This is a genomic window from Streptomyces sp. NPDC096205 (genome assembly GCF_044763135.1).
Lineage (GTDB): Bacteria > Actinomycetota > Actinomycetes > Streptomycetales > Streptomycetaceae > Streptomyces.
Genome location: NZ_JBIWFS010000002.1, coordinates 1,182,749 through 1,201,864, shown reverse-complemented (window position 1 = coordinate 1,201,864; position 19,116 = coordinate 1,182,749). Strand labels below are relative to the sequence as shown.

The 19,116-nt window shown below is 71.3% G+C and carries 16 protein-coding genes; 9 read left to right on the top strand and 7 right to left on the bottom strand.

Annotation, left to right across the window (positions count from 1 at the left end; translation table 11 throughout):
* Positions 1 to 4: 4 nt before the first annotated feature.
* Positions 5 to 1,621, bottom strand: coding sequence for a carboxyl transferase domain-containing protein (locus ACIQ6Y_RS11875; protein WP_404036044.1), 1,617 nt, complete (start codon positions 1,619 to 1,621; stop codon positions 5 to 7).
* A gap of 88 nt (positions 1,622 to 1,709) precedes the next feature.
* Between ACIQ6Y_RS11875 and ACIQ6Y_RS11870 the strand changes: the two genes are divergently transcribed.
* The 3 genes from ACIQ6Y_RS11870 to ACIQ6Y_RS11860 all read left to right on the top strand — a co-directional run bounded on the left by ACIQ6Y_RS11870 (position 1,710) and on the right by ACIQ6Y_RS11860 (position 4,519).
* Positions 1,710 to 2,306, top strand: coding sequence for a TetR/AcrR family transcriptional regulator (locus ACIQ6Y_RS11870; protein WP_404036041.1), 597 nt, complete (start codon positions 1,710 to 1,712; stop codon positions 2,304 to 2,306).
* 144 nt (positions 2,307 to 2,450) lie between these two features.
* The gene (locus ACIQ6Y_RS11865; RefSeq protein WP_404036038.1) at positions 2,451 to 3,608 is read left to right on the top strand and encodes an acyl-CoA dehydrogenase family protein; all 1,158 of its coding nucleotides are present in this window, start codon (positions 2,451 to 2,453) and stop codon (positions 3,606 to 3,608) included.
* A 35-nt stretch (positions 3,609 to 3,643) separates the two neighbouring features.
* Complete coding sequence (locus ACIQ6Y_RS11860) at positions 3,644 to 4,519, top strand: acyl-CoA thioesterase (protein WP_404036035.1); 876 nt, start codon at positions 3,644 to 3,646, stop codon at positions 4,517 to 4,519.
* Positions 4,520 to 4,533: 14 nt separating this feature from the next.
* Here ACIQ6Y_RS11860 and ACIQ6Y_RS11855 read toward each other — a convergent pair whose 3' ends face one another.
* The 3 genes from ACIQ6Y_RS11855 to ACIQ6Y_RS11845 all read right to left on the bottom strand — a co-directional run bounded on the left by ACIQ6Y_RS11855 (position 4,534) and on the right by ACIQ6Y_RS11845 (position 7,333).
* Positions 4,534 to 4,926, bottom strand: a complete 393-nt coding sequence (locus ACIQ6Y_RS11855; RefSeq protein WP_404036032.1) for a peptidase inhibitor family I36 protein — start codon at positions 4,924 to 4,926, stop codon at positions 4,534 to 4,536.
* 99 nt (positions 4,927 to 5,025) lie between these two features.
* A complete protein-coding gene (locus ACIQ6Y_RS11850; protein WP_404036029.1) occupies positions 5,026 to 5,814 on the bottom strand; it encodes a phosphatase in 789 nt (262 codons plus the stop codon).
* A gap of 67 nt (positions 5,815 to 5,881) precedes the next feature.
* The gene (locus tag ACIQ6Y_RS11845) at positions 5,882 to 7,333 is read right to left on the bottom strand and encodes a PucR family transcriptional regulator ligand-binding domain-containing protein (protein ID WP_404036026.1); all 1,452 of its coding nucleotides are present in this window, start codon (positions 7,331 to 7,333) and stop codon (positions 5,882 to 5,884) included.
* 174 nt (positions 7,334 to 7,507) lie between these two features.
* Between ACIQ6Y_RS11845 and speB the strand changes: the two genes are divergently transcribed.
* Both speB and ACIQ6Y_RS11835 read left to right on the top strand, forming a co-directional pair.
* Complete coding sequence (speB, locus tag ACIQ6Y_RS11840) at positions 7,508 to 8,476, top strand: agmatinase (protein WP_404036023.1); 969 nt, start codon at positions 7,508 to 7,510, stop codon at positions 8,474 to 8,476.
* The gene (locus ACIQ6Y_RS11835) at positions 8,473 to 10,167 is read left to right on the top strand and encodes a thiamine pyrophosphate-binding protein (RefSeq protein WP_404036020.1); all 1,695 of its coding nucleotides are present in this window, start codon (positions 8,473 to 8,475) and stop codon (positions 10,165 to 10,167) included. Before speB ends, ACIQ6Y_RS11835 begins: the two co-directional genes overlap by 4 nt.
* Here the strand turns inward: ACIQ6Y_RS11835 and ACIQ6Y_RS11830 are convergent.
* Entirely contained in the window at positions 10,142 to 10,342 is a 201-nt protein-coding gene (locus ACIQ6Y_RS11830) for a DUF397 domain-containing protein (protein ID WP_404036017.1), read from the bottom strand. The genes ACIQ6Y_RS11835 and ACIQ6Y_RS11830 overlap by 26 nt on opposite strands.
* On the bottom strand, positions 10,335 to 11,129 hold the full coding sequence (locus tag ACIQ6Y_RS11825) for a Scr1 family TA system antitoxin-like transcriptional regulator (RefSeq protein ID WP_404036014.1): 795 nt from the start codon (positions 11,127 to 11,129) through the stop codon (positions 10,335 to 10,337). Before ACIQ6Y_RS11825 ends, ACIQ6Y_RS11830 begins: the two co-directional genes overlap by 8 nt.
* Positions 11,130 to 11,437: 308 nt before the next feature.
* On the opposite strand from ACIQ6Y_RS11825, the gene ACIQ6Y_RS11820 reads away from it, so the two are divergent.
* Positions 11,438 to 11,728 (top strand): hypothetical protein, encoded by a 291-nt coding sequence (locus ACIQ6Y_RS11820; RefSeq protein ID WP_404036011.1) that lies wholly within the window; start codon positions 11,438 to 11,440, stop codon positions 11,726 to 11,728.
* 618 nt (positions 11,729 to 12,346) lie between these two features.
* Here the strand turns inward: ACIQ6Y_RS11820 and ACIQ6Y_RS11815 are convergent.
* A complete protein-coding gene (locus ACIQ6Y_RS11815) occupies positions 12,347 to 13,150 on the bottom strand; it encodes an endonuclease I family protein (protein WP_404036009.1) in 804 nt (267 codons plus the stop codon).
* Between the two features lie 172 nt (positions 13,151 to 13,322).
* Here ACIQ6Y_RS11815 and ACIQ6Y_RS11810 point away from each other — a divergent pair, with 172 nt between their 5' ends.
* From ACIQ6Y_RS11810 to ACIQ6Y_RS11800, 3 genes are all read left to right on the top strand, one after another.
* Complete coding sequence (locus ACIQ6Y_RS11810) at positions 13,323 to 14,180, top strand: serine hydrolase (protein WP_404036006.1); 858 nt, start codon at positions 13,323 to 13,325, stop codon at positions 14,178 to 14,180.
* Between the two features lie 76 nt (positions 14,181 to 14,256).
* Positions 14,257 to 15,276 (top strand): esterase-like activity of phytase family protein, encoded by a 1,020-nt coding sequence (locus ACIQ6Y_RS11805; protein WP_404036003.1) that lies wholly within the window; start codon positions 14,257 to 14,259, stop codon positions 15,274 to 15,276.
* 92 nt (positions 15,277 to 15,368) lie between these two features.
* A complete protein-coding gene (locus ACIQ6Y_RS11800) occupies positions 15,369 to 19,082 on the top strand; it encodes an ABC transporter ATP-binding protein (protein ID WP_404036000.1) in 3,714 nt (1,237 codons plus the stop codon).
* Positions 19,083 to 19,116: the final 34 nt, after the last annotated feature.

Here is a 19,116-nt window from a genome sequence, read left to right as displayed (position 1 = left end):
GTCCTCACATCCGGAAGACGCCGAACTGGGGGTCACCCAGCGGGGCGTTGGCGCAGGCGGTCAGAGCCAGACCCAGCACCTGGCGGGTCTCCAGGGGGTCGATGACCCCGTCGTCCCACAGGCGGGCGGTCGCGTAGTAGGCGTTCCCCTGGCGCTCGTACTGCTCGCGCACGGGCGCCTTGAACGCCTCTTCGTCCTCCAGCGGCCAGCTCTCCCCGCGGGCCTCCAGTTGGTCCCGCTTGACCGTGGCGAGGACCGAGGCGGCCTGCTCGCCGCCCATCACGGAGATCTTGGCGTTGGGCCACATCCACAGGAAGCGGGGGGAGTAGGCGCGGCCGCACATCGAGTAGTTCCCGGCGCCGTACGAGCCGCCGACGACGACGGTCAGCTTCGGCACGCGCGTGCAGGCGACGGCCGTGACCATCTTGGCGCCGTGCTTGGCGATGCCGCCGGCCTCGTAGTCCCGGCCGACCATGAAGCCGGAGATGTTCTGCAGGAACAGCAGCGGGATGCCGCGCTGGTCGCACAGCTCGATGAAGTGGGCGCCCTTCTGGGCGGACTCGGCGAACAGGATGCCGTTGTTGGCGACGATCCCCACCGGGTGGCCGTGGATCCGGGCGAAGCCGGTGACCAGGGTCTGCCCGAACTCGGCCTTGAACTCCTGGAAGCGCGAGCCGTCCGTGATCCGGGCGATGATCTCGCGGGCGTCGTAGGGCGTGCGGGAGTCGACCGGGACGGCGCCGTACAGCCCGTACGGGTCCACCTTCGGCTCGGCCGCCGGACGCACCTGCCACGGCAGCGCCCCGCGCGCGGGCAGCGTGGCGACGATGTTGCGCACGATCCGCAGCGCGTGCGCGTCGTCCTCCGCGAGGTGGTCGGTGACGCCGGAGACCCGGGAGTGCACCTCGCCGCCGCCCAGCTCCTCGGCGGTGACGACCTCGCCGGTCGCGGCCTTCACCAGGGGCGGGCCGCCCAGGAAGATGGTGCCCTGGTTGCGGACGATCACGGCCTCGTCGCTCATGGCGGGCACATAGGCGCCGCCGGCCGTGCACGACCCGAGGACGGCCGCGATCTGCGGGATTCCCGCACCCGACATCCGGGCCTGGTTGTAGAAGATCCGCCCGAAGTGCTCCCGGTCCGGGAACACCTCGTCCTGCATGGGCAGGAAGGCGCCGCCGGAGTCGACCAGGTACACGCACGGCAGGCGGTTCTCCAGGGCCACCTCCTGGGCGCGCAGATGCTTCTTCACGGTCATCGGGTAGTACGTGCCGCCCTTGACGGTGGCGTCGTTGGCGACGATCACGCACTCGCGCCCGGCGACCCGCCCGATCCCGGCGATCACCCCGGCGGCCGGGGCCTGTCCGTCGTACATCCCGTCGGCCGCGAGGGGAGCGAGCTCCAGGAAGGGCGAACCGGGGTCGAGCAGGGTGTCCACGCGGTCGCGCGGCAGCAGCTTGCCGCGCGCGGTGTGCCGCGCCCGCGCCTTCTCGCCGCCGCCGAGGCGGGCCGCGGCGAGTTTGCCGCGCAGCTCCTCGACGAGCGCCCGGTGGGCCTCCTCGTTGGCCCGAAAGGCCTCCGACGCGGGATCTGCCGCGCTCTGAAGCTCCGGTGCCTCATCCATCCTTGCGGGTCCCCTCACCTTGTTAATGAGCGTTAACGCATTTCCTCCAGGTTAACGAGCGCTAACCTCCCTGTCTAGAATTGGTTCCATGGCCACCAGAACCGACGCCCCCACCCGCCGAGAGCAGATCCTCAAGGAGGCCGCGCGGCTGTTCGCCGAACGCGGCTTCCACGGCGTCGGTGTGGACGAGATAGGGGCCGCGGTCGGCATCAGCGGGCCGGGCCTCTACCGCCACTTCCCGGGCAAGGACGCGATGCTCGCCGAGCTGCTGGTCGGCATCAGCGGCCGCCTGCTGACCGGCGCCAAGCTCCGGGTCGCCGAGGCGGACGGCGTCCCGGCGACCCGGCTCCTGGACTCCCTGATCGAGGGCCACATCGACTTCGCCCTCGACGACCGGCCCCTGATCACCCTGCACGACCGCGAGCTGGACCGCCTGCGCGACAGCGACCGCAAGCTGGTCCGCCAGCTCCAGCGGCAGTACGTCGAGCTGTGGGTGGAGGTCGTCCGCGCGGTCTACCCCGACCTCGGCGAACCGGCCGCCCGCTCGGCCGTCCACTCCGTCTTCGGCCTCCTCAACTCCACCCCCCACCTCGGCCGCGCCGGCTCTCTCCCGGGCCGTGCCGCCACGGCGGAGCTGCTGCACCGGATGGCCCGGGGGGCGTTCGCGGCGGCGGGCAGCGACTGAGCCGGGCGGGGGAGACGCCCTGGGGAGCCGCACCGGCAACCGCGTGACGAGCGTTACGGCCCTCGGTCTCTGGACGGTTCTCGCTACCGGCCGGTACGGTTGGGTCTGAGCAAGCGCTTAGACATGTGACCTGGAGGTGGCGGCGTGCGCCGTACGGTGTTCAACGAGGATCACGAGGCGTTCCGGGAGACCCTTCGCGCCTTCATCGAGGCCGAGGTCGTACCGGTGTACGACGAGTGGTTCGCGGCCGGCCAGGCGCCGCGCGAGTTCTACTACAAGCTCGGCGAGCTGGGTGTCTTCGGCATCAGCGTGCCGGAGGAGTACGGCGGCGCCGGCATCGACAGCCACAAGTTCGAGGCCGTCCTGTACGAGGAGACCGCCCGTGCGGGCGTCCAGTTCGGCGGCTCCGGCGTGCACGTGCTGCTCGCCCTGCCGTACCTCAAGATGCTGGCGACGGACGAGCAGAAGAAGCGTTACCTGCCGAAGTTCGTCTCCGGCGAGGAGATGTGGGCCATCGCGATGACCGAGCCGGGCACCGGCTCCGACCTCGCGGGCATGAAGTCCACCGCCAAGCTCTCCGAGGACGGCACGCACTACGTCCTCAACGGCGCCAAGACCTTCATCACCGGCGGTGTGCACGCCGACAAGGTCATCGTCTGCGCCCGTACCGCCGCGCCGACCGCCGAGGACCGTCGCCACGGCATCTCCCTGTTCGCCGTGGACACCAAGTCCGAGGGCTACTCCGTCGGCCGCAAGCTGGACAAGCTGGGCCTGCGCACCTCCGACACCGCCGAGCTGGCGTTCGTCGACGTCAAGGTGCCGGTCGAGGACCTGCTGGGCGAGGAGAACAAGGGCTTCTACTACCTCGGCCACAACCTCGCCTCCGAGCGCTGGGGCATCGCCTTCGGCGCCTACGCCCAGGCCAAGGCCGCCGTCCGGTTCGCCAAGCAGTACGTGCAGGAGCGCACCGTCTTCGGCAAGCCGGTCGCGCACTTCCAGAACACCAAGTTCGAGCTGGCCGCCTGCCAGGCCGAGGTCGACGCCGCCGAGGCCGTCGCCGACCGCGCCACCGAGGCGCTGGACGCCGGCGAGCTCACCCCCGCCGAGGCCGCCTCCGCGAAGCTGTTCTGCACCGAGGTCGCCCACCGCGTCATCGACCGCTGCCTCCAGCTGCACGGCGGCTACGGCTACATGAACGAGTACCCGATCGCCCGCCTGTACGCGGACAACCGTGTCAACCGCATCTACGGCGGCACCAGCGAGATCATGAAGTCGATCATCGCCAAGGACATGGGTCTGTAGGCAACGGCCCTCTCGGGACAGTACAACTGTCAACCATGAGCCAGGCACTTGAGGATCTCCTCGATCTGCTCGACCTGGAGCAGATCGAGGAGAACATCTTCCGCGGCCAGTCCCGCTCCGCCGTCGTCCCCCGGGTCTTCGGCGGGCAGGTCGCCGCCCAGGCGCTGGTCGCCGCGGGACGCACGGTCCCCGCCGACCGGCTCGCCCACTCGCTGCACGCGTACTTCCTGCGCATGGGCGACCCGGGCGCGCCCATCGTCTACAACGTCGAGCGCATCCGCGACGGCCGCTCCTTCACCACCCGCCGGGTGGTCGCGGTCCAGCACGGCCGGCCGATCTTCTCGCTGTCCGCGTCCTTCCAGACGTACGAGGAGGGCCTGGACCACCAGGCGTCCATGCCGTCCGCGCCCGACCCGGCGGCCCTGCCCACCTCCAGCGACCGGCTGCGCGGCTACGAGCACCTCGACCCCCGGGTCGTCGAGCACTTCCTCGCCGCCCGTGAGGCGATCGACCTGCGCTATGTCGACGAGCCGCCGTACGGCCGGTACGGCGCACCGCGCGAACCGCACTCCCAGGTCTGGTTCCGCACCAACGGCAAGCTCGGCGGCGCTGTCGACGAACCGCTGCTGCACGTCGTCCTCGCGACGTACGTCTCCGACATGACCCTGCTGGACTCGGTCCTGCTCGCGCACGGCCGGGGCGGCTGGGCGGTCGGTGACGTGGTCGGCGCCTCCCTGGACCACGCGATGTGGTTCCACCGCCCCTTCCGCGCCGACGAATGGCTCCTGTACGACCAGGAGTCCCCGTCCGCGTCCGGCGGCCGCGGCCTCGGTCAGGCCCGCATCTACACCCAGGACGGCCGCCTCGCCGTGTCGGTCATCCAGGAGGGCGTGGTCCGCGTCCCCCGGTGACAGGACTCAGTCGCTCAGCTGCACCAGCGGAACGAGGCGTTGTTGTTGTACGTGTTCACCAGCCGACGCCAGCCCGTGCCGGCGGCGATGGTGTCCGAGGCGCCCGCGTAGTTGCTGTTGAAGTACAGCCGTCCGCACCGCTCGGTGTAGTTGTAGGCGCTGGCGGCGTTGTTCTTCACCGACTGGCCGTTGTCCCAGGTCCAGCCGGCGAAGTTGGAGACGTTGTAGCCGGTGGAGACCATGTCGCCGCCGTAGTCGGAGTTGTAGAAGAGGCAGAAGCTCAGGCCGATCGGGACGTTGATGGCCGCGCAGTCCTGCAGCGGGGTCGCCTCGGCCGACGTACCGCTCATCAGGCCGGTGGTGGCGGCGAGCCCCAGCAGGACCGTGCCGACTCGTCTGAAACGCACTTGGTTCCCCCTTGATCATGAGTGGTCGAGCATGATCGTAGACCAGGGGGTGTGCGACAACTACGGCAATAATCCGGCCAGTTGACGGCCGGAAACCGACTAGCCCAGCCCCGCCTCCGACAGCAGGTAAGCCGTCATCGGGTCGTAGTGGCGGGGGCTGACCACATGGTCGTCGAGGGGGACCGTCACCTGGACGGTGCCCTCGGCCTCGGCGAGGAAGAGGGCCGGGTCGTTGCAGTCGGCGTAGCCGACGGAGTCGACGCCGTGCTGGCCCGCGTAGCCCGCCCAGCCGTGGTCGGCGACCACCAGGTCGGGCAGGGGGCGGCCCTCGCGCTCCAGGGCGGTGAGGATGGCCTTCATCGGCTCGCCCGAGTGGGTGTGCCAGAGGGTCGCGCCGTGCTCCAGCACCGCCACGTCCGCGAACTGCATGACGTAACCCTCGTCCGTCTGCAGTCCGTCCGGGATGACGACGATCTCGCAGCCCGCCGTGCGCAGGGCGGCCGCGGTCGCGCGGTGCACGTCGAGCAGGCCGCCCGGGTGGCCGGTCGCGAACAGCACCCGCTGCCGGTCCTCGGCCGCCTTGCGCAGCCGGCCCGCGAGCCGCTCCAGCGCGTCCACCGTCAGCTCCGGGTCGATGGTGTCCTGGCCGTACCGGTACTCGGGGTCGTCGCTCACCCCGCAGCGCTCCGCCATCACCGCGAGCACGTCCTGCTCGTCGGTCCAGCGGTCGCCGAGCTCCAGGCCCAGCCAGTAGTTGCGCACGCCGTTGGCCAGCTGGCGGTAGTGGGAGAGGTTGTTCTCGCGCGGGGTGGCGACGTCACCCGCGATACGGGTTCTGACGAGGTGTTCGACGAGCTCGGCGCGGCTGGGTGTCCCGGGTATCGGCATGATTCCCATTGTGAGGCAGACCTCCCTGCCGGTCCCGGTCGTCCCGCGCGCTGGGACGCGCGTCACGTCACCCGGTGCGCCGCAGCGCGAACCACAGCTCCATGCGTACGTCCGGATCGTCCAGGTCCGCTTCCAGCAGGGCCGCGCAGCGGGTGATGCGCTGGCGGACGGTGTTGCGGTGCACCGACAGGGCGACCGCGGTGCGGTCCCAGCTGCCGTGCAGCGACAGCCAGGTGCGCAGGGTCTCGGTCAGCGGCGGATGCAGCGGGGCGAGCAGCGCACGGGCGTGCGCCTCGGCCTCGTCCGCCGGGATCAGGTCCCCGAGGGCCGGGCGGTCGCCGTGCCGGAGCAGGGCCGTGCGGGTGGCACGGGCCCGGGCCAGGGCGCGGGCCGCCTGTGTGTCGGCGACCGGCCACTCCGCGGGCTCCGCGGCCGCGCTGACCCCCAGTGTCCAGCCCTGCTGCGGCCCCGGCTCCCGCCCGGCCGGCAGCAGCACCCGTACGACGTCGTCCGCCAGGTCGACCAGCGGGGAGCCCAGCGCCGCCCCGAGCGCGGACGCCGCCACCGGGTCGGGGCCACCGGGCCCGTCCGGGCAGGCGTGCACCACGTGCCACGGCCCGGCCCCGAGCAGCCCGGCCACCTCACCGGGCGCCGCACCCAGCAGCAGCCGTACCAGCGCCGAGGAGCGGGCCGCGCCCGGACCGCTCTGGTGTTCCCCGGTCAGCAGCGACAGCAGTACGGCCGCGACCGACGCGATGGTGTGGTCGCCGGGGTCCCGGCGGGGCGCGGCGACGGCGAGCACGAACCCGTGCCCGGCGCCGAGGGCGTACGCGGTGAGGTGCGCCCCGCCGATGGTGTCACTGGCGGAGGCGGACCCCCGCGCGACGACCAGCCCGGCGAGTGCCGCGAGAGCGGCCCCCACCTCCGGGTCCGGCCGTCCCGCCGCGGCGATCTCCGTCCCCTCCGGCCCGTACAGCACGGCCCGCCCCCCGACCCGCTGGGCGAGCCGGCGCAGCACCGACGGCACCGGGTCCGGGCGGGCCGCGGCGGCGGCGAGCGACTGCTGGGCCTCGGTGACCCGGCGCAGCTCGGCCGTGCGGGCCCGGGCCATGAGCTGCCACACCGCGCGGGCCACCCCGGAGAACGTGGTCTGCGGCGGCACCTCCAGCAGCGGCAGGCCGTACGCCTCGCAGGCCGCGACCAGGGCGCGCGGGACCGTGTCGTGGACGGGCGCGAGCCCGAAGCCGAGGGCCGCGCCGCCCGCGGCGACGATCCGGGAGACGTAATCGTCGAAGTAGGTGCCCGAGCCCGCCGCCTCCGGGATGTGCACCCCGGCCGTCAGCAGCAGCTCACCGCCCAGCAGATAGGGATACGGGTCGGCCATCTCCGAGGTGTGCGCCCAGTGGACGACGACCCCCGTGGCGGGCGGCCCGGCGATCTGGCGCAGGCCGAGGTCCTCCCGGGCCAGGAGTGACGCCAGGGGCACGGGGGGAGTGGGCGGAACGGTGGGTTCCGGCATGGTGTGCGAACCCTCCATTCTCAGTGGCCTGAATGGATGAAACGTACACTTCGCAGCCGCTCGTCGGCCACCTAGGGTGCGCGAAGAGGGCCCGTCCCGGCCCCCGGCCCGCCAGTAGAGTCATAGGGCAAGAAGTACATACGCGACGAAGCGTAGGAAAGAAGGCAATTGACCATGAGCAGCAACGAGACGCCCCGCGGCCCCGTCGACTCGTCCCGCATCCCGCGGTACGCCGGTCCCGCGACCTTCGCCCGGCTGCCCCGCCTGGACGAGGTCGGCCGCGCCGACGTCGCCGTCGTGGGCGTGCCGTTCGACTCCGGCGTCTCGTACCGGCCGGGCGCCCGCTTCGGCGGCAACGCCATCCGTGAGGCGTCCCGGCTGCTGCGCCCCTACAACCCCGCGCAGGACGCCTCCCCCTTCGCGCTCGCGCAGGTGGCGGACGGCGGCGACATAGCCGTCAACCCGTTCAACATCAACGAGGCCGTCGAGACGATCGAAGCCGCCGCCGACGACCTGCTCGGCACCGGTGCCCGCCTGATGACGCTGGGCGGCGACCACACCATCGCCCTGCCCCTGCTGCGCTCGGTGGCGAAGAAGCACGGCCCGGTCGCCCTGCTGCACTTCGACGCGCACCTCGACACCTGGGACACGTACTTCGGAGCCGAGTACACCCACGGCACGCCGTTCCGCCGCGCGGTCGAGGAGGGCATCCTCGATACCGAGGCGCTCTCCCACGTCGGCACCCGCGGCCCGCTGTACGGCAAGCAGGACCTCACCGACGACGAGAAGATGGGCTTCGGCATCGTCACCTCGGCGGACATCTACCGCCGCGGCGCCGACGAGGTGGCCGACCAGCTGCGCCAGCGCATCGGCGACCGCCCGCTGTACATCTCCATCGACATCGACTGCCTGGACCCGGCCCACGCGCCCGGCACCGGCACCCCCGAGGCGGGCGGCATGACCTCCCGCGAGCTGCTGGAGATCCTGCGCGGTCTGGCATCCTGCAACCTGGTCTCCGCGGACGTCGTCGAGGTGGCGCCCGCGTACGACCACGCCGAGATCACCTCGGTCGCGGCCTCCCACACCGCGTACGAGCTGACCACCATCATGTCCCGCCAGATTGCCGAGGCTCGCTCGAAGTGACGCACGACCACGACCTGGTACTCCGCCCGACGCCGGCCCAGACGGAGGCCGCGCTGAATCCTCCCCCCGGCCGCAACGGCGGAGACCTGGTCGTGGAGACCCTGGCCGGGCTCGGCGCGACGACCGTCTTCGGCCTGCCCGGCCAGCACGCCCTCGGCATGTTCGACGCCCTGCGCCGGTCCGACCTGCGGTACGTGGGCCTGCGCGTGGAGAACAACGCGGGCTTCGCGGCCGACGCGTACGGCCGCATCACCGGCGAGGCGGCGCCCCTGCTGCTGTCGACCGGCCCGGGCGCGCTGACCTCGCTCGCGGCCCTCCAGGAGGCGGCGGCCGCCAGCGCCCCCGTCCTCGCCATCAGCAGCCAGGTCCCGACGGCGGGCCTGGGCGGCGGCCGCCACGGATATCTGCATGAACTCCCCGACCAGGCGGCCTCGTTCCGGGGCGTGGTCAAGTCGGTCCACACGGTCCGCACCCAGTCCCAGATCCCGTCGGCCATCGCGGAGGCGTGGGAGTCGGCCCTGACCGCCCCGCACGGCCCGGTGTGGGTGGAGATCCCGCAGGACGTGCTGCTGGCGGAGACCCACCTGCCGGTGGTGACGGCGGTGGACGCGACGCCGGAGGAACTGGCGCCGCGGCCCGAGCTCACGGCGGTGGCGGCGGACCTGCTGTCTTCCGCCGCCCGGCCGGCGATCATCGCGGGCGGTGGCGCCGTACGATCCGACGCCTCGGGCAAGCTGAAGGCGCTGGCCGAGAAGCTCCAGGCCCCGGTGGTGACGACCTTCGGCGGCAAGGGTGCCTTCCCCTGGAAGCACCCGCTGTCGTTGCAGTCCTGGCTGGAGGACCGGCACACCACGGACCTCCTGGAGGACGCGGACGTCCTGCTGGTGGTCGGCTCGGGCCTGGGCGAGCTGTCGTCCAACTACCACACGTTCAAGCCGCGCGGCCGGGTCATCCAGATCGAGGCCGACCTCGGCAAGCTGGAGTCCAACCACCCGGCCCTCGGCATCCACGCGGACGCCCGGCTGGCGTTGCAGGCGCTGCTGGAGACGGTGTCGCAGCGGGACGATGCCTCTGCGCCTGAGCGGGTGCGGGCCCTGCTGGCGAAGGTGCGGGACCGTATCGCCGCCCAGGAACTCACCCTGGAGCAGCAGGTGTTGGCTTCCGTCCGCGCGGCGCTCCCCTCGGACTCCCCGTCCTTCTGGGACATGACCATCCTGGCGTACTGGGCCTGGTCGGCCTTCGACCCCAAGGGCCCCAACCACATGCACTCCGCCCAGGGCGCGGGCGGCCTCGGCTACGGCTTCCCTGCCGCACTGGGCGCGGCCGTGGCCGACGGAAGCCGCCCCGTCCTCGCGGTGTCCGGCGACGGAGGCGCCCTGTACTCGATCGCCGAGCTGGCGACCGCGAAGCAGTACGACCTCCCGGTCACGTGGCTGATCATCGACGACGGTGGCTACGGCATCCTGCGCGAGTACATGACCGACGCGTTCGGCTCCGCCATGGGGACGGAGCTGACCCGGCCCGACTTCGTCGCCCTCGCCGAGTCCTTCGGCGTGCCGGGCGTCCGTACGACGCCGGAGTCGCTGGAGGCGGACCTGTCGAAGGCACTGGCCACGCCGGGGCCCTCAGTGGTCGTGCTCCCGGCCGTCCTGCGGATGTTCGCGCCTACGCACTTGCCTTCAACGCCCTGACGAAGGACGACCAACCGGCCGTGGAGAACACCACGGCCGGGCCGTGCGGGTTCTTGGAGTCGCGGACGGGGACGCCGGTGGGGTGGTGGTCGAGGACTTCGAGGCAGCTGTTGGCTTCGGTTCCGCTGTAGGACGACTTACGCCAACCGCTGGCGGGGGTCGTGTGATCAGTCATGGTGTCCGTAGTCCTTCGCTGTCGCTCTCAGCAGGTCGAGTGACTCTTGCAGCGGCAACGCGTCGCTCAACGCGAGATGGTAGGCGCCTTGGAGTCGCTCGACGACAGCGGGGGAGTCGTGGACCTTTCCGATCTGGAGGCCCTCGGTGTACGCGACCGGGGGCTGGTCCTCGAACCACATCAGCGTCAGCATGCTGTTGAGGATCTGGTAGGCGCCCACGCCGTAAGGCATCACGTGGACGCGTAACCGACCGCCCTCGGCCAGGTGCACGATGTGCATGAGCTGCTCGGCCATGACCTCTGGGCCGCCGACAGGGCGTCGTAGAACCGCCTCGTCCAGCAGTGCCCACACTACGGGTGTCACCGGGTCGCTGAGGATCTTCGAGCGCTCAAGGCGTGTGACAACGAGCCTGTCACATTCCTTTTCACTCGCCGGGGGGTACCCAACGCTGAGAAGGGCGTGTGCGTACGCGTACGTCTGCAGGATGCCGGGCACGAACGTGGGAGCGAACTCGCGGATCACAGTCGCCTGTTGTTCGAGCTCCCTGGCCGCCTCGAAGTAGTCCTCCACAGCGGCCTGCTCGTGCGGAAGGAAGCTGCTCAACACATTCCCCGTGTTCAGAGCCCCGTCCAGCCGCCGCGCATCCTCCCGCGAGGGAACCCGTCGGCCCGCCTCGATGTGCGCGATGTGCGAACGCGTCATGACCGCCATGTCGGCCAGCTGCTGCTGCGTCAGGCCGGCCGTCTCGCGCTGCTGCCTCAGCCAGTCACCGTACGTGTTGGTCATGGCCAACTCCCTTGTGACAAATGCCTGGTCACATCCGACCCCCTGGTCAGGCTAGCCCGGCACGTCTCACTCTGTGAGTGGATCGCTACACAAAGCGATACCCCCGCGACCGTGCGACCGGTCCGGGGGCGTGGTCATCAACTCTGCCTAGGGGCCGACGACATGCGTCACCGTATCGCCGTTTTCTTCCTCCGTGCGCGACTTCGGCGCCAGGCGCCACCGCTTCCGCTTCCGCTTCCGCGCCCCGCACCGCTGCTCGGCATCGGCATCGGTTCCCTGGGGATGCCGCCCGCGAGGGAGGCGACCAGGTGAGCGAAGCCCGCCTGCTGCCCTGGGAGGGGACGGAAGGCAAACCCTGCTACCTGGTCACCGACGGAACCGGCTACCTCTCCCGCGTGGCCGACACCATCGAGTGCGTGCAGCTCGGGATGGCCGGCGACCTCCTCGAGCACGCGGCCGATCTGCTGGCCGACGACACTGCGACCAACGCCCAACTCCGGTTCATGCTCGCCCGGATGCGGGAGGCGCTGACGGATGTGCGCCGGATCGCCGAGAGCAGGGGCGCGCGGCTGCCCGCGCCCGGCGGCGAGGGCCTGTGATTTCGAGCCGCCCCCGTCGTGCGAGGTCACGGCGGGGGCGGCTCACGTGCGGGGCCGGACGTTCCGGTCGGCTCCGCCAAGTTGCCTGCGTCACTTGGGCGTTGATGATGGACAAGAGCCCGCCTGTTCGCCCGAAGCCCACTATGCTCTGCGCTACCGGTACTTCGTTCGCCGTCCAGTGCTCCGGTCCTGTCCCAGGGCCGGATCCCGCCGCGAGGCGGGACACTACGGCGAGAGGAGTCCGGCCATGGCAAGGCGAAGGCGTGGCACGGCAGGTGGCGAGCCGGAACCGCTTCCCCGATGGGCGCGGACGGCGGTCGCGATCCTGACACCGCTGGCGCCCCTTGTCGCGGTGTGTGTGCAGGTGTTCGCCAAGTAGAGGCGACGAGAGGTGTGGGGCGGACCGGAAGGTCGACTCGCGGCATGCTGGGCGAGTCCGACCGCCCATTACTCGGCCGGACCCACCCGGCGCACGCACTGCGGTCCGGCCCCGGTGCCCGCCGGGGTCGGACCACATTTCCGCGCCGGCCTGCACCCGTCGAACCCGTCCCCCGACTCGAACCCGACAGGTGCCTGCCACCTCTACTCTGGCACGTTCGCCGTGCGTGCGCGTCGGCGTTACCAGATCGCCTCGACCCACTCCGGATGGTCGATGAACGGGTTCCGGTTGTGCTGGTAGGTGTCGTAGATGACCTGGTTGCGGCGCTCCTCGAAGGCGTCCGGCGGGTCCTCGGCGCTCCAGGCCTTCAGGACGGAGAGGCGGCCGTGGTACGGGGTGCCTCCGGTGTTCACCGCGTCCTTGGGCTCCAGGTTCGGCCAGCCGTCGTCGCCCTCGTAGCGGACGGCCATGTAGAGGATCATGCGGGCCACGTCGCCCTTGACCGCGTCGCGCGGCTCGAAGGAGTCGGAGTCCATCAGGCTGCCGCCGCTGTTGGTGAAGCTGGAGCCGCCGTTGTCGAAGTCCAGGTTGCCGCGACGGGCGTTGACGGTGACGTCCTCCGGGCGGATGTGGTGCAGGTCCGTGCCGGGCCCGGCGGAGGTGCCGAAGTCGCCGTGGGACTGGGCCCAGACGTGCTCCCGGTTCCAGTCGCCGGTGTCGCCGCCGTTGAGGGACTTGCTGCGGGAGATGCCCGAGTACAGCAGCTTCACGTTGTTGCTGTTGTTCGGGTCCTGGTCGGTGACCTTCAGGGCCTCCCAGAGCCCCGAGTAGGACAGCTTGGTCTGGCTGCTGATGATGGTGTGCAGCGAGGACTTCAGGCTCGTGCCGGTCTTGCCGATCGCGTTCTTGTAGTACGTCGAGTCGTACGCGGTCGTCGTCGCGGCGGCGGGCGTCGCGGTGAGTGTGGGGGCGGTGAGCCCGGTCAGCAGGGCGGCGGTGGCGAGGGCCACCGACCTCCAGCGTCGGGCGCGGGAAGACGGCATGTGGGGTCCGTTCTACGCGGGTTGATGGAGCGGCACCCGGGAGAGTGACATGCACATGTACTCATTGGGGTGAACGAACAGTGTCGGTTGCATGACAGAAGCTGTGAAGGGCCCGGGGAGCTTCTGATCGAAAGCGTGCAACTATCCGTCAACTTCGTGAGTCAACAGGGGCATGACGCACCAGAGACGCGCGAGAGCCCTCGCCGCCACCCTCGGCGCCGGCCTCCTGATACCCCTTGCCGCCGCCTCACCCGCCGACGCGGCAACCCCCACGGTCAGCTGCACCTCCGCCAAGGCGGGGCTGGCCACCAAGCTGCGGCAGGACATCCAGGCCGCCGTCAACGCCCGCAGCGGCACCATCGCCGTCGGCGTCTACGACCGCAGCACCAAGACCATCTGCACCCTGCGTCCGACCGTGCGCTACGACTCGGCCAGCGTCGTGAAGGTGACCGTCCTGTCCGCCCTGCTCTACGACGCGCAGAAGTCCAACAACCGGGCCCTGACCGACCGCGAGATGTCGCTCGCGCGGAAAATGATCACCCAGTCGGACAACGACGCCACCACGGCTCTGTGGAACCAGCTCGGCGTCACGAAGATCCAGCGCTTCCTGAACGCCGCCGGCATGACCCACACCGTCCCGGGCCCCTACGGCACCTGGGGCCTCACCAAGATCACTGTCACCGACGAGCAGAAGCTGCTGAAGATGCTCACCTCCAGCAGCTCCACCGTCCTCAGCCCGGCCCGCCGCGCCTACGTCCTCAAGCTGATGCGTGAGGTCATCCCCTCGCAGTTCTGGGGCACCCCTTACGGCGCCCCCTCCACCGTCACCAAGGCCGTGAAGAACGGCTGGCTGCAGCGCTCGACCGACCACCGCTGGCGCGTGCACAGCATCGGCGCCTTCAAGGGCAACGGCCACGACTACTTCATCAGCGTGCTCACCCTCAACAACACCGGCAGCACCTGGCAGTACGGCATCAACACGATCCAGAACATTTCCAAGGTCGTCCACCGCGACCTGCACGCGAGCTGACGCCTCACCGACGTCTCACTCGCGACTTCACGGCGCGGTCTCCCGCCCGTCACCGGTCCGCCCTACGGTGGCGCCCATGCGCCTGAGAACCGTACTCGCGACCGCGACCGCCGTCCTGGCGGCGGCCAGCTGCCTGACCGCCGCCGGGACCGCCAACTCCGCGGAGAGCCGCGCCTGTTCGCCGTCCGTCGCCGTCGAGGGCTTCTCCGACGCCCTCGACAAGACGACGTACGAGGGCATGTTCGTCGGCAACTTCTCCGCGCTGGCGACCGACGCCGACGGCTCCCTCGCCGCCGTCTCCGACCGCTCCTCCCTCTTCCGCCTCGACCCGCGGACCCTCCGCCCGCGCGCCGTCGTCCCGCTCGCCGACGAGCAGGGCCGGGCGCTGGACTCCGAGGGGCTGGCCGTCGACCGGGACGGCACCTACCTCGTCTCCTCCGAGACCGAGCCCGCCGTACGCCGCCACGGCCGCGACGGCGCGATCCTCGCCGGCCTCCCGGTGCCGGACGCGCTGCGTGTCGCCCCGGCCGGCCGCGCCCGCGCCAACCAGACCTTCGAGGGGCTCACCCTGCTGCCCGGCGGGCGCACCCTGATCGCCTCCATGGAGTACGCGATCTCCGGCGACACCCCCGGCCTCGTCCGCCTCCAGACCTGGCGGCGGCACGGCACGGACTTCCGCCTCTCCGCCCAGTACGCCTACCGCACCGACGACGGCCTCGGCGTCCCCGAGATCCAGGCCCTGGCCGACGGCCGCCTCCTCGTCCTGGAACGCGGCTTCACCGCGGGCGTCGGCAACACCGTCCGCCTCTACCTCGCCGACCCGCGCCACGCGACCGACACCAGCGGCGTCGAGGAGCTGACCGGGCAGGACGACGTACGACCGGTCGAGAAGACCCTGCTGGCCGACCTGGTGAACTGCCCGTCACTGGGAGCGACCGCCAAGCAGCCCCAGCCGAACCCCCTCCTCGACAACATCGAGGCCATGACCGTCACCGGGCACGGCCCCCACGGCCGACTGCACGTGCTGCTGGCCAGCGACGACAACCAGAACGCGGCACAGATCACGCGGTTCTACCGGCTGACCGTGCGCCCCTGAATTGTTGCGGAGGGATGAAATCCGCTTCGGTCCGTGTTGGAGCCTTCCGGTAGATCAGGACGACTGGATCAGCACGACCGGAGGGCACCGACGTGGAACCGCAACGGGGATGGGCACGGAGACTGGCGGCATACGCCTGGCGATATCCCAAGGACGTCGTCCTCGCCCTCGCCTCCTCCCTCCTCGGCATGGCCGTCATGGCGCTCGTCCCGCTGCTCACCAAGGTGATCATCGACGACGTCGTCACCGCCCGGACCCGTGACATGGCGCCCTGGGCCGCCGGCCTGATCGCCGCGGCCCTCCTCGTCTACGCCCTCACCTACATCCGCCGCTACTACGGCGGCCGTCTCGCCCTCGACGTCCAGCACGACCTGCGGACGGAGATGTACGAGACGATCACCCGGCTCGACGGCCGCCGCCAGGACGAGCTGTCCACCGGCCAGGTCGTCGGCCGCGCCACCAGCGACCTCCAGCTGATCCAGAGCCTGCTCTTCATGCTGCCGATGACCATCGGCAACTTCGCCCTCTTCCTGATCTCCCTGATCGTGATGGCCTGGCTGTCGATCCCGCTGACGCTGGTCGCGCTCGCCGTCGCTCCCGCCCTGTGGTTCATCGCCAAGCGCAGCCGCGCCAAGCTGCACCCCGCCACCTGGTACGCCCAGGCCCAGGCCGCCGCGGTCGCGGGAGTCGTCGACGGCGCCGTCAGCGGCGTACGCGTGGTCAAGGGCTTCGGGCAGGAGGAGCAGGAGACCGGCAAGCTGCGCGAGGTGGGCCGGAAGCTGTTCGCGGGCCGGCTGCGCACCATCCGCCTGAACAGCAGGTACACCCCCGCCCTCCAGGCCGTCCCCGCCCTCGGCCAGGTCGCCATGCTGGCCCTCGGCGGCTGGCTCGCGGTCCGCGGCCACATCACCCTCGGCACCTTCGTCGCCTTCTCCACCTACCTCGCCCAGCTCGTCGGCCCCGTCCGCATGCTCGCGATGGTCCTCACCGTCGCCCAGCAGGCCCGCGCCGGCACCGAGCGCGTCCTGGAGCTGATCGACACCGAGCCGTCGATCAAGGACGGCACCAAGGAACTGCCCGCGGACGCGCCCGCGACCGTCGAGTTCGACGACGTCTCCTTCGGCTACGAGCCCGGACAGCCGGTCCTCGACGGCCTCAGCTTCGAGATCCGCCCCGGCGAGACCCTCGCCGTCGTCGGATCGTCCGGCTCCGGCAAGTCGACCGTGTCGCTGCTGATGCCGCGCTTCTACGACGTGACGCGCGGCGCCGTCCTGATCGGCGGCCACGACGTGCGCGAGCTGACCCAGGAGTCCCTGCGGGCCGCGATCGGGCTGGTCCCCGAGGACTCCTTCCTCTTCTCCGACACCGTCCGCGCCAACATCGCCTACGGCCGCCCCGACGCCACGGACGAGCAGATCGAGGCCGCCGCCCGCGCCGCCCAGGCGGACCGTTTCATCGCCGAGCTGCCCGACGGCTACGACACCAAGGTCGGCGAGCACGGACTGACCCTCTCCGGCGGCCAGCGCCAGCGCGTCGCCCTCGCCCGCGCGATCCTCACCGACCCGCGGCTGCTCGTCCTGGACGACGCCACCTCCGCCGTGGACGCCCGGGTCGAGCACGAGATCCACGAGGCGCTGAAGCAGGTCATGGAGGGCCGCACGACCCTCCTCATCGCCCACCGCCGCTCCACCCTCAACCTCGCCGACCGCATCGCCGTCCTCGACGGCGGCCGCCTCGCCGACCTCGGCACCCACGAGGAGCTCCAGGAGCGCTCGGCCCTCTACCGCCGCCTGCTCACCGACCCCGACGAGCTGGGCGGTGTCTCCCCGGGCCACACCCAGCCCCTCGCACCCGCCGAGGACACCTCCGTACGGGACGAACTGGACGCCGAGTTCGACGCCGAGCGCGGCATCACGCCCCGGTTGTGGGCGGGGGAGCGCGCGCCGAGGGACGCCGCGATGTCCGGCACTCCCGCCACCCCCGAGCTGCTCGCGCAGGTCGAGGCGCTGCCCCCGGCCACCGACACCCCTGAGGTCGACGAGGCCCGCGCGGTGCGCGCCGAGGAGCAGTACGGACTGCGCAGACTGCTGAAAGGTTTCGGTCTTCCGCTCCTGATCAGCCTCGCCCTGGTCGCCGTGGACGCGGGGATGGGTCTTCTCCTCCCGGTCCTGATCCGGCACGGCATCGACAGCGGCGTCACCGAGGCCGCGCTCGGCGCGGTGTGGGCGGCCTCCCTGCTCGGTCTCCTCGTGGTCGCCGTGCAGTGGGCCGCGCAGACCGGTGAGACCCGGATGACCGGCCGTACCGGCGAGCGGGTCCTGTACGCGCTGCGGCTGAAGATCTTCGCCCAGCTCCAGCGGCTCGGCCTCGACTACTACGAGCGCGAGCTGACCGGCCGGATCATGACCCGGATGACCACGGACGTCGACGCCCTGTCGACCTTCCTGCAGACCGGCCTGGTCACGGCCTTCGTCTCGGTCGTCACCTTCTTCGGCATCATGGTCGCGCTGGTGGTGCTCGACCTCGAACTCGCCCTCGTCGTCTTCGCCACCCTGCCGCCGCTGATCGTCGCCACGTACTTCTTCCGCCGCGCGAGCGTGAAGGCGTACGAACTCGCCCGCGAGCGCGTGTCGGTGGTCAACGCCGACCTCCAGGAGACCGTGGCCGGGCTGCGGATCGTGCAGGCCTTCAGGCGCGAGCGCGACGGGGCGCGCAGCTTCGCCGAGCGCAGCGACAGCTACCGCCGGGCGCGCGTGCACGGACAGTGGCTGATCTCGATCTACTTCCCGTTCGTGCAGCTCCTCTCCGCGGCCGCCGCGGCCTCGGTGCTGATCGCCGGTTCCGGCCGGGTCGCCGAGACCACGCTGACCACGGGCGCGCTGGTGGCGTACCTGCTGTACATCGACCTGTTCTTCGCGCCCGTCCAGCAGCTCTCCCAGGTCTTCGACGGCTACCAGCAGGCGTCCGTCTCCCTCGGCCGCATCCAGGAGCTGCTCCAGGAGCCGACCTCGACGAAGTCGGCGCGGCAGCCGCGCGACGTGCCCTCCCTGCGGGGCGAGATCGCCTTCGAGGACGTGCACTTCGCATACGGCTCCTCCGATGAACCGGAAGAGGCGCTGACCGGCATCGACCTGCGCATTCCGGCCGGGCAGACGGTCGCCTTCGTCGGCGAGACCGGCGCGGGCAAGTCGACGCTGGTGAAGCTGGTGGCCCGCTTCTACGACCCCACGTCCGGCCGGGTGACGGTCGACGGCGCCGACCTGCGCGACCTCGACCTCACCTCCTACCGGCACCGGCTCGGCGTCGTCCCGCAGGAGGCCTACCTCTTCCCCGGCACGGTCCGCGACGCCATCGCCTACGGCCGCCCCGACGCCACCGACGCCGAGGTGGAGGCCGCCGCCCGCGCGGTCGGCGCCCACGAGATGATCGCCACCCTGGAGGGCGGCTACCTCCACGAGGTCGCCGAGCGCGGCCGCAACCTCTCCGCCGGACAGCGCCAGTTGATCGCCCTGGCCCGCGCCGAGCTGGTCGACCCCGACGTCCTGCTCCTCGACGAGGCGACGGCCGCGCTGGATCTGGCCACCGAGGCCCAGGTCAACCAGGCCACCGACCGCCTCGCCGGCCGCCGCACCACCCTGGTCGTCGCCCACCGCCTGACGACAGCCGCCCGCGCGGACCGGGTCGTCGTCATGGACCACGGCCGGGTCGCCGAGGACGGCACGCATGAGGAGTTGCTGGCCCTCGGCGGCCGGTACGCCGAGCTGTGGGCGACGTTCGTGGGGGAGCCGGTGCCGGCGCCGAGCTGAGCGCGAGGGGGCGGGCCCGTGTCCCGGGCCCGTC

Coding starts and splice junctions, on each gene's coding strand:
- ACIQ6Y_RS11875 (WP_404036044.1), bottom strand. CDS start 1,621: ATGGATGAGGCACCGGAGCTTCAGAGCGCGGCAGATCCCGCGTCGGAG.
- ACIQ6Y_RS11870 (WP_404036041.1), top strand. CDS start 1,710: ATGGCCACCAGAACCGACGCCCCCACCCGCCGAGAGCAGATCCTCAAG.
- ACIQ6Y_RS11860 (WP_404036035.1), top strand. CDS start 3,644: ATGAGCCAGGCACTTGAGGATCTCCTCGATCTGCTCGACCTGGAGCAG.
- ACIQ6Y_RS11850 (WP_404036029.1), bottom strand. CDS start 5,814: ATGCCGATACCCGGGACACCCAGCCGCGCCGAGCTCGTCGAACACCTC.
- ACIQ6Y_RS11845 (WP_404036026.1), bottom strand. CDS start 7,333: ATGCCGGAACCCACCGTTCCGCCCACTCCCCCCGTGCCCCTGGCGTCA.
- speB (WP_404036023.1), top strand. CDS start 7,508: ATGAGCAGCAACGAGACGCCCCGCGGCCCCGTCGACTCGTCCCGCATC.
- ACIQ6Y_RS11830 (WP_404036017.1), bottom strand. CDS start 10,342: ATGACTGATCACACGACCCCCGCCAGCGGTTGGCGTAAGTCGTCCTAC.
- ACIQ6Y_RS11825 (WP_404036014.1), bottom strand. CDS start 11,129: ATGACCAACACGTACGGTGACTGGCTGAGGCAGCAGCGCGAGACGGCC.
- ACIQ6Y_RS11815 (WP_404036009.1), bottom strand. CDS start 13,150: ATGCCGTCTTCCCGCGCCCGACGCTGGAGGTCGGTGGCCCTCGCCACC.
- ACIQ6Y_RS11810 (WP_404036006.1), top strand. CDS start 13,323: ATGACGCACCAGAGACGCGCGAGAGCCCTCGCCGCCACCCTCGGCGCC.
- ACIQ6Y_RS11805 (WP_404036003.1), top strand. CDS start 14,257: ATGCGCCTGAGAACCGTACTCGCGACCGCGACCGCCGTCCTGGCGGCG.